The sequence below is a fragment of the Aeromonas sp. S18(2024) genome (assembly GCF_041402525.1).
GTDB lineage: Bacteria > Pseudomonadota > Gammaproteobacteria > Enterobacterales > Aeromonadaceae > Aeromonas > Aeromonas enteropelogenes.
On the sequence record NZ_JBGLQV010000001.1, the window covers coordinates 662993 to 675477 of the forward strand.

The 12485-nt window shown below is 58.0% G+C and carries 10 protein-coding genes; 9 read left to right on the forward strand and 1 reads right to left on the reverse strand.

Annotated elements, in window-relative coordinates; genetic code table 11:
* The first annotated feature begins 102 nt into the window (after positions 1–102).
* A complete protein-coding gene (gene gyrA / locus ACB034_RS02860) occupies positions 103–2850 on the forward strand; it encodes a DNA topoisomerase (ATP-hydrolyzing) subunit A (protein WP_371172024.1) in 2748 nt (915 codons plus the stop codon).
* Between the two features lie 392 nt (positions 2851–3242).
* Here gyrA and ACB034_RS02865 read toward each other — a convergent pair whose 3' ends face one another.
* Entirely contained in the window at positions 3243–4298 is a 1056-nt protein-coding gene (locus ACB034_RS02865) for a PA0069 family radical SAM protein (protein WP_371172025.1), read from the reverse strand.
* Between the two features lie 172 nt (positions 4299–4470).
* On the opposite strand from ACB034_RS02865, the gene ACB034_RS02870 reads away from it, so the two are divergent.
* The 8 genes from ACB034_RS02870 to ihfA all read left to right on the forward strand — a co-directional run bounded on the left by ACB034_RS02870 (position 4471) and on the right by ihfA (position 12436).
* A complete protein-coding gene (locus ACB034_RS02870) occupies positions 4471–5058 on the forward strand; it encodes a tetratricopeptide repeat protein (protein ID WP_268854514.1) in 588 nt (195 codons plus the stop codon).
* Positions 5059–5292: 234 nt separating this feature from the next.
* Positions 5293–7221, forward strand: coding sequence for a threonine--tRNA ligase (gene thrS, locus ACB034_RS02875; protein WP_225632466.1), 1929 nt, complete (start codon positions 5293–5295; stop codon positions 7219–7221).
* Positions 7222–7242: 21 nt separating this feature from the next.
* Positions 7243–7773, forward strand: coding sequence for a translation initiation factor IF-3 (gene infC, locus ACB034_RS02880; RefSeq protein WP_234923365.1), 531 nt, complete (start codon positions 7243–7245; stop codon positions 7771–7773).
* An 86-nt stretch (positions 7774–7859) separates the two neighbouring features.
* A complete protein-coding gene (gene rpmI / locus ACB034_RS02885; protein WP_005300673.1) occupies positions 7860–8057 on the forward strand; it encodes a 50S ribosomal protein L35 in 198 nt (65 codons plus the stop codon).
* 15 nt (positions 8058–8072) lie between these two features.
* Complete coding sequence (gene rplT / locus ACB034_RS02890) at positions 8073–8429, forward strand: 50S ribosomal protein L20 (protein WP_026456846.1); 357 nt, start codon at positions 8073–8075, stop codon at positions 8427–8429.
* 323 nt (positions 8430–8752) lie between these two features.
* Entirely contained in the window at positions 8753–9736 is a 984-nt protein-coding gene (pheS, locus tag ACB034_RS02895) for a phenylalanine--tRNA ligase subunit alpha (protein WP_371172026.1), read from the forward strand.
* Between the two features lie 12 nt (positions 9737–9748).
* Positions 9749–12136, forward strand: coding sequence for a phenylalanine--tRNA ligase subunit beta (gene pheT, locus ACB034_RS02900; protein WP_371172027.1), 2388 nt, complete (start codon positions 9749–9751; stop codon positions 12134–12136).
* 3 nt (positions 12137–12139) lie between these two features.
* Positions 12140–12436: an integration host factor subunit alpha gene (gene ihfA / locus ACB034_RS02905; RefSeq protein WP_005300715.1), complete on the forward strand. Its 297-nt coding sequence runs from the start codon at positions 12140–12142 to the stop codon at positions 12434–12436.
* The last annotated feature ends 49 nt before the right edge of the window (positions 12437–12485 follow it).

Below are 12485 nucleotides of genomic sequence, written 5' to 3' on the forward strand. Positions count from 1 at the left end.
TGTCAAACCAGCCCGATTTGTGGCTTAAGAAATTCGCCTTGGTGTGTTAACATGTCGCGCTGTTTAAGCCAAAGAACAACTAATTAGGGATTAAGGCTTTCTATGAGCGATCTGGCCAGAGAGATCACGCCGGTCAACATCGAAGAAGAGCTCAAGAGTTCCTATCTTGATTACGCCATGAGCGTGATCGTAGGACGAGCTCTGCCGGATGTGCGTGATGGCTTGAAACCGGTTCACCGCCGCGTTCTGTATGCAATGAACGAGCTGGGGAACGACTGGAACAAGCCCTATAAAAAATCGGCCCGTGTGGTCGGTGACGTAATCGGTAAATATCACCCGCACGGCGACAGTGCCGTGTATGACACCATCGTCCGGATGGCGCAGGATTTCTCCATGCGTTACATGCTGGTCGACGGTCAGGGCAACTTCGGTTCGGTCGACGGCGACAGCGCCGCCGCCATGCGTTATACCGAAGTGCGGATGGCCCGCATCTCCCACGAGCTGCTGGCGGATCTGGACAAAGAGACCGTGGACTGGGTGCCCAACTATGACGGCACCGAGATGATCCCGGCTGTCATGCCCACCAAGGTTCCCAACCTGCTGGTCAACGGCTCCTCCGGTATTGCGGTGGGCATGGCGACCAACATTCCTCCTCACAACCTCACCGAGATAGTCAACGGCTGTCTGGCGCTGATCGAGAATGGCGATCTCACCATCGACGAGTTGATGACCTATATCACCGGACCTGATTTCCCCACCGGCGGCATCATCAACGGTCGCTCCGGCATCGTGCAGGCGTACCGTACCGGTCGCGGCTCCATCTATGTGCGTGCCAAGGCCGAGGTGGAAGTGGACGATAAGAGTGGTCGCGAGACCATCATCGTTCACGAGATCCCCTATCAGGTGAACAAGGCTCGTCTGATCGAGAAGATCGCCGAGCTGGTCAAAGAGAAGAAGATCGAGGGCATCAGCGCCCTGCGCGATGAGTCCGACAAGGACGGCATGCGCATCGTTATCGAGATCAAGCGCGGCGAGTCCGGCGAGATTGTGCTGAACAATCTCTACAAGCACACCCAGATGCAGACCACGTTCGGCATCAACATGGTGGCGCTCGATAACAACCAGCCCAAGGTGATGAACCTCAAAGAGATCCTGGATGCGTTCCTGCTGCACCGCCGTGAAGTGGTGACCCGCCGGACCGTGTTCGAACTGCGCAAGGCGCGGGATCGGGCGCACATCCTGGAAGGTCTGGCAGTTGCACTGGCCAACATTGATCCGGTGATCGAGCTTATTCGCCACAGCGCGACCCCGGCGGATGCGAAAGCGGGCCTGGTTGCCAAGGGCTGGGAGCTCGGCAACGTGGCTGCCATGCTGGAGAAAGCCGGTGACGACGCGGCCCGCCCCGAGTGGCTGGAGCCCGAGTTCGGCATTCGCGACGGTCACTACTACCTGACCGAGCAGCAGGCTCAGGCCATTCTTGACCTGCGTCTGCACAAGCTGACCGGCCTCGAGCACGAGAAGATCCTGGAAGAGTACCAATCTCTGCTGGATCTCATTGCCGAATTGCTGCACATCCTGGCGAGCCCGGTTCGCCTGATGGAAGTGATCCGCGACGAACTGCTGGCCGTGCGCGAGCAGTACGGCGACGATCGTCGTACCGAAATCAGCATGTCCAGTGCCGAGATCAACATCGAAGATCTGATCACCCCGGAAGACGTGGTCGTTACCCTGTCTCACCAAGGTTATGTGAAGTATCAGCCGCTCTCCGACTACGAGGCCCAGCGCCGCGGTGGTCGTGGCAAGTCAGCCACCCGGATCAAGGAAGAGGACTTTGTTGAGCGTCTGCTGGTGGCCAACACCCACGACACCATTCTGTGCTTCTCCACCCGTGGCAAGGTCTACTGGCTCAAGGTGTATCAGCTGCCGGAGGCGTCCCGTGGCGCCCGCGGTCGTCCGATCATCAACCTGCTGCCGCTTGATGAGGGTGAGCGCATCACCGCCATCCTGCCGGTTAAAGAATATGACGCCGACAAGTATGTCTTCTTCGCCACCGCCAACGGTACCGTGAAGAAGACCAGCCTGTCCGATTTCAGCCGTCCGCTCTCCTCCGGTATTCGCGCCATCAACCTCAAAGAGGGCGATGAGCTGATCGGGGTGGACATCACCGACGGCAGCAACGAGATCATGCTGTTCTCCGACGCGGGCAAGGTCGTTCGCTTCGCGGAAGGCAGCGGTCGCGCCGATGCGGATGCCAGCGATGACGTCGAAAACGACGACGATGCCGGCAATGACGATGATGGCAGCGACAACGGCGAAAGCACCGAGAGCAAGGGCACCTTCAAGGGCGTGCGTCCCATGGGTCGTACCGCCGCCGGTGTGCGTGGCATCAAGCTGGGCGCCGGTGACCGTGTGGTCTCCCTTATCGTGCCCCGTGGCGAAGGTGCCATCCTCACCGCCACCGAGAACGGCTACGGCAAGCGTACCGCGCTGGATGAATACCCGACCAAGAGCCGCGGTACCCAGGGCGTTATCTCCATCAAGGTGGACGAGCGCAACGGCAAGGTGATCGATGCGATCCAGGTCGAAGATACCGACCAGATCATGCTGATCACCAATGGCGGTACCCTGGTACGCACCCGCGTCGCCGAGGTCAGCGTCATCGGTCGCAACACCGGCGGTGTGCGTCTGATCCGTACCGGTGAAGACGAAACCGTGGTCGGTCTGCAGCGTATCGCCGAGAGCGACGAGGACGAAAACGACGCAGTGGCCGTGGAAGGTGAGGTGTCCGAAGGCACCGATACCGAAGCGGATACAGGTGCTGTCGATGCCGGGGAGGCGGGCGACGAGTAATCGTTACCCCTTTGTCTGATGAAAAAAGAGCGACCTCATGGTCGCTCATTTTATTTGTGCGTGATTGGTGTCAGCCAGGCGTGAAACCGAAGCGAGTGGCTGTCATGCCCTTGTCATCGGGGAGAGTCATCCTGATGCGGCAACCAGCGAGTTATCCCTGTCATTACCGTTACAAGGAGCTGCATATGACCAGTTGGATCACATGGGAGATCTGGTGGAACCGGGTATGGGGCGAGTCAGAGATGCTGCATGCAAGAGAGGAAGAGCACGAAGTTGCTCATGAACCCTCGCGACTGCCGGTCGAACTACTGGCGCAAGGGCGGGGAGATCGACCTGGTTGAACTGCCCCTCGCAAGAGGGTCAAGTTCAGGGGCCTGCCATCATGATCAGAATTAAAACAGGCTGAGCTGTTCCCCGGGACGCATAAAGAGATCGCGCCGCAATTGAATGTGCCGCTTGCCGAGCGCAAGGCGCCTGCTGATGAGGCGAAAGCGTTGGGCAAGCAGATCGGCAAACTGACCCTGACCGCGCATGCGGGTGCCGAAGGCTGAACTGTTGAGGGTGCCGCCCCGGCTCGCCCGCAACTGGTTCAAAATGGCCTCCTTCTGGCCCGGATAGTGTTCATCCAGCCAGTCGCTGAACAGGGTGGTCAGCTCGTGAGGAAGGCGCAGCAAGATGTAATCGGCGCAGCCGGCACCAGCCGCGACAGCGGCCTTGATGATCTGCTCGAGCTCGGGCTCGTTGAGCCGCGGGATCATGGGGGCGGCCAGCACCCCGACCGGCACGCCTGCCCGGGTCAGCTTCTCGATCACCTTGAGCCGGCCGGTTCCGCTGCTGGCCCTCGGTTCCAGCTGTCGTCTGAGGGTTTCATTGAGGGTGGTGACTGACACCATCACCTGGCACAGGCCTTCCCGGGCCAGCTCGGTCAGCAGATCGAGGTCGCGCAGGATCATGGCGCTCTTGGTGATGATCCCCACCGGGTGGCGATGGGCCAGCATCACCGTCAAGAGCTCGCGAGTGAGGCGATAGTGGTGCTCGATGGGCTGATAGGGGTCGGTATTGGCCCCGAGGACGATGGTTTGTGGCTGATAACCCGGTTTGGCGAACTCCTTACGCAGCAGATCGGCGGCGTTGAGCTTGGCAAACAGTCGGGTTTCGAAGTCAAGGCCGGGGGAGAGCTCAAGATAGGCGTGGCTGGGCCTGGCATAGCAGTAGATGCAGCCGTGCTCGCACCCCTGATAGGGATTGATGGAGCGGCCAAAGGGAATGTCGGGGGAGTCGTTGTAGCTAATGATGTTGCGGGCCTGAATCTCTGTTATCCGGGTTTGCGGGTGGCTTGGGGTGAAGGCCGCTTCCCACTCGGATTGCTGCCAGCCGTCGTCAACCACCTCGATAAGCGGGCCGCTGAAACGGTGATCGATATTGTGAGCGCTGCCTCGTCCTGCCATCGTCTTGCATCATTACTGTTTATATATACAGTAATGATGCAAGTCGGCAGGGTAAAGTGCAAGCCTCTCCCTTCCTTTGCATAAAAAAGCATGACAAATGGATCTCTTGCTTGATCCGTTCGCTACATTTCGTTTACATAAGAAAAGTGCGAACCGGATCACGGAAATCATCATGAAGCCCATCTCTTCCCGCTGGTTGTTTATCGGTGTCATCGGTCTGGCTATCTGGCGTCTCATTCCGCTCACTACCGAGCAGGAGATGGCCTCGGCCAACCGGGCCTGGCGCACCGGCCATTTTGAAGAGGCGACCCGGGTCTGGTTGCCACTGGCCGAGCAAGGGCTCCCCCGTGCCAAAGCTCTGATGGGTTGGAGCCACGAGGTGGGGCAGGGTAGCGAGCAGGACATGACCCTGGCCATCGACCTTTATCGTCAGGCCGCTCAGGCGGGAGACGCCTTCGGCCAATATCGGCTGGGGGAAGTGTATCTGCGCGGAGCCGGGGTCAAGCAGGATCTGCGCGAGGCATTTCACTGGATGGAGCTGGCGGCTCGCAACGGTGATGTACCCGCCATGCTCAAAGTCGGTGTGCTTCACTTGATGGGAGCCAGTGGGCAGGTTGATCTCTCCCAGGCCAAACAGTGGCTCTATCAGGCCTCTCGGAAGGGCAACAAGCTGGCGCTGAAGGTGCTGCAGGAGCTGGTGCGGGCAGAGGAGGGGAACAGCACCTTCGATTTCAACTGGCAGCCTCTTTTGGGGCCATAATTGGCCATGCCCCCGGCCGGTTGTAGAAAATCTCGACAAACCCGATACAGCTGCAACAACTTCTGGTAGGATTGCCCCGTTTTGGCTTGGTTTGCCTCGATAAATTCGCTGTTCTCGTGACAGGCCGGCTTCGCAAAGTGCTGTGGAGAACCAGAACATCACCCTTTTTTGAATCGATTTTCCATCCCGCATGTGACCTTTGGTACGGGTCACCACTGTATAAGGAAACATATAATGCCAATCATTACTCTGCCTGACGGCAGCCAACGTCAATTTGCCCATTCTGTTTCCGTCATGGATGTGGCCGCGGACATCGGTCCCGGTCTCGCCAAGGCGTGCATTGCTGGTCGGGTAAACGGTGAACTGGTGGATGCTTGCGAGCTGATCGAAGCCGATGCCTCCGTGGCCATCATCACCGCCAAAGACGAAGAAGGTCTGGACATTCTGCGCCACTCCTGCGCCCACTTGCTGGGTCATGCCATCAAGCAACTCTGGCCCCAGACCAAGATGGCCATCGGTCCCGTCATCGACAACGGTTTCTACTACGACATCGATCTCGACCGCACCCTGACCGATGAAGATCTGGCTGCCCTGGAAGAGCGCATGATGGCGCTGGCCGCCAAGGATTACGACGTCATCAAGAAGAAGGTCTCCTGGCAGGAAGCACGCGATGTGTTCGAAGCCCGTGGCGAGACCTACAAGGTCGAGATCCTGGATCAGAACATCGCCCGTGATGATCAGCCCGGTCTCTATCATCACGAAGAGTACATCGATATGTGCCGCGGGCCGCACGTGCCCAATATGCGTCACTGCCACCACTTCAAGTTGCAGAAGATGTCAGGCGCCTACTGGCGTGGCGACTCCAACAACAAGATGCTGCAGCGCATTTACGGTACCGCCTGGGCTGACAAGAAACAGCTCAAGGCCTACCTGCAGCGCCTGGAAGAGGCCGCCAAACGCGACCACCGCAAGATCGGCAAGCAGCTCGACCTGTATCACATGCAGGAAGAGGCGCCTGGCATGGTGTTCTGGCACAATGACGGCTGGACCATCTTCCGCGAGCTGGAAACCTTCATCCGCGGCAAGCTTAAAGAGTACGACTATCAGGAAGTGAAAGGTCCCTTCATGATGGACCGTGTGCTGTGGGAGCGCTCCGGCCACTGGGATAAATATGCCCAGGCCATGTTCACTACCCAGTCAGAGAATCGCGAGTACGCCATCAAGCCGATGAACTGCCCGGGTCATGTGCAGATCTTCAATCAGGGTCTGAAATCCTACCGCGATCTGCCGCTGCGCATGGCCGAATTCGGATCTTGCCATCGCAACGAGCCGTCAGGCTCCCTGCACGGCCTGATGCGTGTGCGTGGTTTTACTCAGGATGACGCCCACATCTTCTGTACCGAAGAGCAGATCATGGAAGAGGTGTCTGCCTGTATCCGCATGGTCTATGACGTTTACGGTACCTTCGGTTTCGAGAACATCGTGGTCAAGCTCTCTACCCGTCCGGAGCAGCGCATCGGTTCCGACGAGGCATGGGATCGTGCCGAAGCCGCCTTGGCCGAAGCGCTGGAAGTGAATGGCCTGAAGTACGATCTGCAGCCGGGCGAGGGGGCTTTCTATGGTCCCAAGATTGAATTCACCCTGCACGATTGCCTTGATCGTGCCTGGCAATGTGGTACCGTGCAGCTCGACTTTGCCCTGCCGGGCCGTCTTGGCGCCACCTATGTGGGCGAAGACAACGAGCGACACGTACCCGTCATGATCCACCGCGCCATTCTGGGTTCGCTGGAGCGTTTCATCGGTATTCTGACTGAAGAGTACGCCGGTCTGTTCCCGACCTGGTTGGCTCCGGTTCAGGCAGTGGTCATGAATATCACTGACAATCAGGCCGAATATGCAGTAAAAGTAGCCAAAGCATTGAATGATGCGGGTCTTCGTGCAAAAGCGGACTTGAGAAATGAGAAGATAGGCTTTAAAATCCGCGAGCATACTTTGAAGCGAGTGCCTTTCATGCTGGTCTGCGGCGATAAAGAAGTTGAAGCCGGCAAGATTGCAGTACGGACTCGCAAAGGGGCTGACCTGGGTACTTATCCTGTTGAAGAGCTGATTGCTCTGTTGACCCAGGAAGTTCAGACCCGCGGACAAAAGAAAGTGGAGGAATAAGCTATAAAAGGCGGAAAAAAACTGGGCAAGCAGCCGCAAGCCCGCGCTCACCGGATCAACGAAGAGATCCGACTGAAAGAAGTTCGTTTGGCTGGTCTGGATGGCGAAGCGCTCGGTATCGTATCCATCCAGGAAGCTCTGAACTTGGCCGCTGAGGCCGAAGTGGATCTGGTCGAGATTAGTCCGAACGCTGAGCCGCCCGTTTGCCGGATCATGGATTACGGCAAATTCCTCTACGAAAAGAGCAAAACCACCAAAGAACAGAAGAAAAAGCAGAAAGTCGTCCAGGTCAAGGAAATCAAATTCCGTCCTGGCACTGACGAAGGCGACTATCAGGTAAAACTACGCAACCTGGTTCGCTTTCTGGAAGACGGGGACAAGGCTAAGGTCACCCTGCGCTTCCGTGGTCGTGAAATGGCCCACCAGGATCTTGGTATCAAGGTTCTGGAGCGCGTCAAGAACGATCTGGAAGAGTTGGCCGTAGTCGAATCGTTCCCGAAAGTCGAAGGCCGTCAAGCTGTGATGGTCCTCGCGCCCAAGAAGAAATCTTAAGGCCCACAAGTAATTGACACATGTGGCTCGCTCCATGTGTCGGTTCGCCTTGCGATTTTGTTGTCACTCACAATGCGGAGTATGAAATGCCGAAGATGAAAACCAACCGGGGTGCTGCGAAGCGCTTCAAAAAGACTGGCTCAGGTCGCTTCAAGTGCAAGCACAACCACCTGCGTCACATCCTGACCAAGAAGAGCAGCAAGCGTAAGCGTCAGCTGGGACCGAAGTTCTTTGTTTCCGCTGCCGACCACAAACGTGTTGTCGCTTGTCTGCCGTACGCATAAGGGGGGATGTGAAAAATGCCAAGAGTTAAACGTGGTGTGACCGCTCGTGCTCGTCACAAGAAAGTAATGAAAGCCGCCAAGGGTTACTACGGCGCCCGTTCCCGTGTTTACCGCGTAGCGGTACAAGCGGTAACCAAAGCCGGTCAGTATGCCTACCGTGACCGTCGTCAGAAAAAGCGTCAGTTCCGTCAACTGTGGATTGCTCGTATCAACGCAGCAGCCCGTCAGAACGGTCTGTCCTACAGCCGTCTCATCAACGGTCTGAAGAAGGCTTCCATCGAGATCGATCGCAAGATCCTGTCCGATATCGCCGTTCACGACAAGCTGGCTTTCACCGCCCTGGTTGAAAAGGCTAAAGCAGCACTGGCTTAATCCGGTTCTGTTATGAAAGATAAAAGGAGGCTCAGGCCTCCTTTTTTGTTGCCCCGTTTCTGCTAGCCAGAGGAATGGAAAGTCCAGAAGAGGCGATGTTAAGCCAGCGTGCTCTACTCTTTATATGCCAACAAGCTAATGTTCAAGCGAACGATTTAAAGAGGGTAGGGGATAAAGTGAGACTCGCTTGATATAACAAAATGATTTATAGGGAGAAAAGGGGACCTTAAGTATGGTCAGCGAAGGGGCTTTTTTTGTATTATTCCCCTCTTGACCTTATTTAGCCTAAAGGCTCCTGTACCGGGAGTGGTGACGAGGAAGACATGCAACAGCTTGAAGAAGTAGTCGGCCAAGCCAGGGCCGAAATTGAGGGCGTAAGCGACATCGCCGCCCTTGACGAAATCCGGGTCAAATATCTGGGTAAAAAGGGCTTTTTTACCGAGCAGATGAAGGGCCTGGGCGCCCTGTCCGCTGAAGAGCGTCCCGCCGCGGGCGCCGTGATCAACCAGGCCAAGCAGCAGGTTCAGGATACTCTGAACGCGCGTCGTGAAGCCCTCGAAATCGCCGTGCTGAACCAGAAGCTGGCCGCCGAGACCATCGACGTCAGCCTGCCGGGCCGCCGCATCGAGAATGGCGGTCTGCACCCGGTGACCCGCACCATCGAGCGCATCGAGCGCCTGTTTGGCGAGATGGGTTTCAAGGTTGCCCGTGGTCCCGAGATCGAAGACGGCTTCCACAACTTCGATGCGCTGAATATCCCGGCCCATCACCCGGCGCGTACCGATCACGATACCTTCTACTTCAATCCTGATCTGATGCTGCGCACTCACACCTCGGGTGTGCAGATCCGCACCATGGAAAAGCAGCAGCCGCCGATCCGCATCATTGCGCCGGGCCGCGTCTATCGTAACGACTACGACATGACCCACACCCCCATGTTCCATCAGGTCGAAGGTCTGCTGGTAGACGAGCATGCCAGCTTCACCGAGCTGAAAGGCATCCTGCACGACTTCCTGCGCAACTACTTCGAGGAAGATCTGACCATTCGTTTCCGTCCTTCCTACTTCCCGTTCACCGAGCCGAGCGCCGAAGTGGACGTGATGGGCAAGAATGGCAAGTGGCTGGAAGTGCTGGGCTGCGGCATGGTGCACCCGAACGTGCTGCGTTCGGTCGGCATCGATCCGGAAAAATACTCCGGCTTTGCCTTCGGCATGGGCGTTGAGCGCCTGACCATGCTGCGCTACGGGGTCAACGACCTGCGTGCCTTCTTCGAAAACGACCTGCGCTTCCTCAAGCAGTTCAAGTAAGGGCGAGAGAACATGAAATTCAGTAAATCCTGGGTGATGGAGTGGGTCCGCACCGAGTTGAGTGACAACGCACTGGCCGAACAGATCACCATGGCCGGTCTGGAAGTGGACGCCGTGGAAGCGGTGGCCGGCCAGTTTAATAACGTCGTGGTTGGTGAAGTGGTCGAGTGTGCCCAGCATCCGGACGCCGACAAGCTGCGAGTGACCAAGGTCAATGTAGGTGAAGAAGAGCTGCTGGACATCGTCTGCGGCGCGCCGAACTGCCGCCTGGGTCTGAAAGTGTGCGTGGCCAAGGTAGGGGCAACCCTGCCGGGTGATTTCACCATCAAGAAAGCCAAGCTGCGCGGTCAGCCGTCCCACGGCATGCTCTGCTCCTTCAGCGAGCTGGGTATCGACGTTGAGGCCGATGGCATCATCGAGCTGCCGAGCGATGCCCCCATCGGTACCGATATCCGTGAGTACCTGAACCTCAACGACGTCGCCATCGACGTGGATCTCACCCCGAACCGTGCAGACTGCCTCGGTATCGCGGGTCTGGCCCGTGAAATCGGCGTGCTCAACAGTGTGGATGTGGTCGAGCCGAGCTGGACGCCGGCTGCCGCCACCATTGACGCCACTTTCCCGATCCGGGTTGAGGCGCCGGTCGACTGCCCGCGCTATCTGGGCCGCGTCATCAAGGGGCTGAACCTCAAGGCCCAGAGCCCGCTCTGGATGCAGGAGAAGCTGCGCCGTGGCGGCATCCGTTCCATCGACGCCATCGTCGACATCACCAACTACTTGCTGCTGGAATACGGCCAGCCGATGCACGCCTTCGATCTGGACAAGCTGGAAGGGGAACTGGTGGTGCGCCGCGCCAAGGCTGACGAGCCCATGACCCTGCTCGACGGCACCGAGGTGAAGCTCAAAGAGACCACCCTGGTGATCGCAGACGCCCAGGGCCCTGCCTGCATGGCCGGCATCTTCGGCGGTGATCGCACCGGTGTGTCCGAGACCACCACCGACATCCTGCTGGAGTGTGCCTTCTTCGCCCCCCTCTCCATCACCGGTCGTGCCCGTGCCTACGGTCTGCATACCGACTCTTCCCACCGCTTCGAGCGCGGGGTGGATCCCGAGCTGCAAGCCAAGGTGATGGACCGTGCCACCCGTCTGCTGCTGGATATCTGCGGCGGCGAAGCGGGCCCGGTTATCGAGGTCAAATCCGATGAACATCTGCCCAAGGCTGCTCCTATCAAGCTGCGTCGTGCCAAGCTCGACAAGGTGATCGGCATCAGCGTGGCGGACGCGCAGGTGGTCGAGATCCTGACTCGCCTCGGCATGCAGGTGACCGTGGAGGCGGACGGCTGGACCTCGCTGGCTCCCTCCTGGCGTTTCGATATCGCCATCGAGGAAGATCTCATCGAGGAAGTGGCCCGTATCTACGGCTACAACAACATCCCCAACCTCAAACCGGCTGCCTCTCTGGCGATGGTGGAGCAGGCGGAAGGGCAGGTGACCCTCAAGCGGGTGCGCGACCTGCTGGTCGCCCGTGGCTTCCAGGAAGCGATCACCTACAGCTTCGTCGATCCCAAGACCCAGCAGACCCTGTTCCCGCAAAGCGATGCCATCGTGCTGCCGAATCCCATCTCGGTCGAGATGTCCGCCATGCGCGTCTCCTTGTTCCCGGGTCTGGTGGAAGCGGTGGTCTACAACCAGAACCGCCAGCAGCCGCGGGTGCGCCTGTTCGAGCAGGGCCTGCGTTTCATCAAGGATGAAAGCGCCGAGAACGGCATCCGTCAGGAGCCCATGCTGGCCGGTATCATCACTGGCAACCAGAGCGACGAACACTGGGACATCAAGAGCCGTGGGGCAGACTTCTTTGATCTGAAAGGGGATCTGGAAGCGGTACTGGATCTGACTGCCGAAGGCGCCACCTTCACCTTCGAGCGTACCGAACACAGTGCGCTGCACCCGGGCCAGAGCGCGGCCATCCTGCGCAGCGGCGAGGTCATCGGCCATATCGGCGTGATCCACCCGAGCCTCGAGAAGAAGCTGGGTCTCAAGAGCCGCGTTGTCATGTTCGAGCTGGAGTTGGACAAGCTGACCCCGGCCAAGGTGCCGGTTGCAGCCGAAGTTTCCAAGTTCCCGGCCAACCGCCGTGACATTGCCGTGGTGGTTGACCGTCAGGTTCTGGCAGGCGATGTACTGGCAGTAATTAAAAAAGTTGGCGGAAATCAGGTAGTTGGAATAAACTTGTTTGACGTATACCAGGGCGCTGGTATGGCTGAGGACAAGAAGAGCCTAGCCATCAGCCTGGTGCTGCAAGATACCCAGCGCACCCTGGAGGAGAAAGAGATTGCCGAGACCGTGGACAATGTCGTGCGGGCCCTTGGTGAAGAGTTGAATGCATCCTTGAGGGATTGATCTATGGCGCTTACCAAAGCCGACATCGCAGAGCACCTGTTCACCCAGCTCGGGATGAGCAAGCGTGAAGCCAAAGACATGGTGGAAGCCTTCTTTGAGGAAATCCGACAAGCGCTTGAGCGTGGTGAACAAGTCAAGATTTCAGGCTTCGGTAATTTTGACCTTCGTGAGAAGAATCAGCGTCCCGGACGTAATCCCAAGACTGGCGAAGATATTCCCATCAGCGCCCGTCGTGTGGTGACCTTCCGGCCTGGCCAGAAACTCAAGGCCAGGGTAGAAAATGTTGAACCCAACGAGTAATAAAGAGCCAGGCTGACGCCTGGCTTTTTTCTTTCCCTATGATCCGAAC

Bases quoted from the DNA above. Each gene is read 5' to 3' on its own strand.
- gyrA (WP_371172024.1), top strand. From the start codon at position 103: ATGAGCGATCTGGCCAGAGAGATCACGCCGGTCAACATCGAAGAAGAG.
- ACB034_RS02865 (WP_371172025.1), bottom strand. From the start codon at position 4,298: ATGGCAGGACGAGGCAGCGCTCACAATATCGATCACCGTTTCAGCGGC.
- ACB034_RS02870 (WP_268854514.1), top strand. From the start codon at position 4,471: ATGAAGCCCATCTCTTCCCGCTGGTTGTTTATCGGTGTCATCGGTCTG.
- thrS (WP_225632466.1), top strand. From the start codon at position 5,293: ATGCCAATCATTACTCTGCCTGACGGCAGCCAACGTCAATTTGCCCAT.
- rpmI (WP_005300673.1), top strand. From the start codon at position 7,860: ATGCCGAAGATGAAAACCAACCGGGGTGCTGCGAAGCGCTTCAAAAAG.
- rplT (WP_026456846.1), top strand. From the start codon at position 8,073: ATGCCAAGAGTTAAACGTGGTGTGACCGCTCGTGCTCGTCACAAGAAA.
- pheS (WP_371172026.1), top strand. From the start codon at position 8,753: ATGCAACAGCTTGAAGAAGTAGTCGGCCAAGCCAGGGCCGAAATTGAG.
- pheT (WP_371172027.1), top strand. From the start codon at position 9,749: ATGAAATTCAGTAAATCCTGGGTGATGGAGTGGGTCCGCACCGAGTTG.
- ihfA (WP_005300715.1), top strand. From the start codon at position 12,140: ATGGCGCTTACCAAAGCCGACATCGCAGAGCACCTGTTCACCCAGCTC.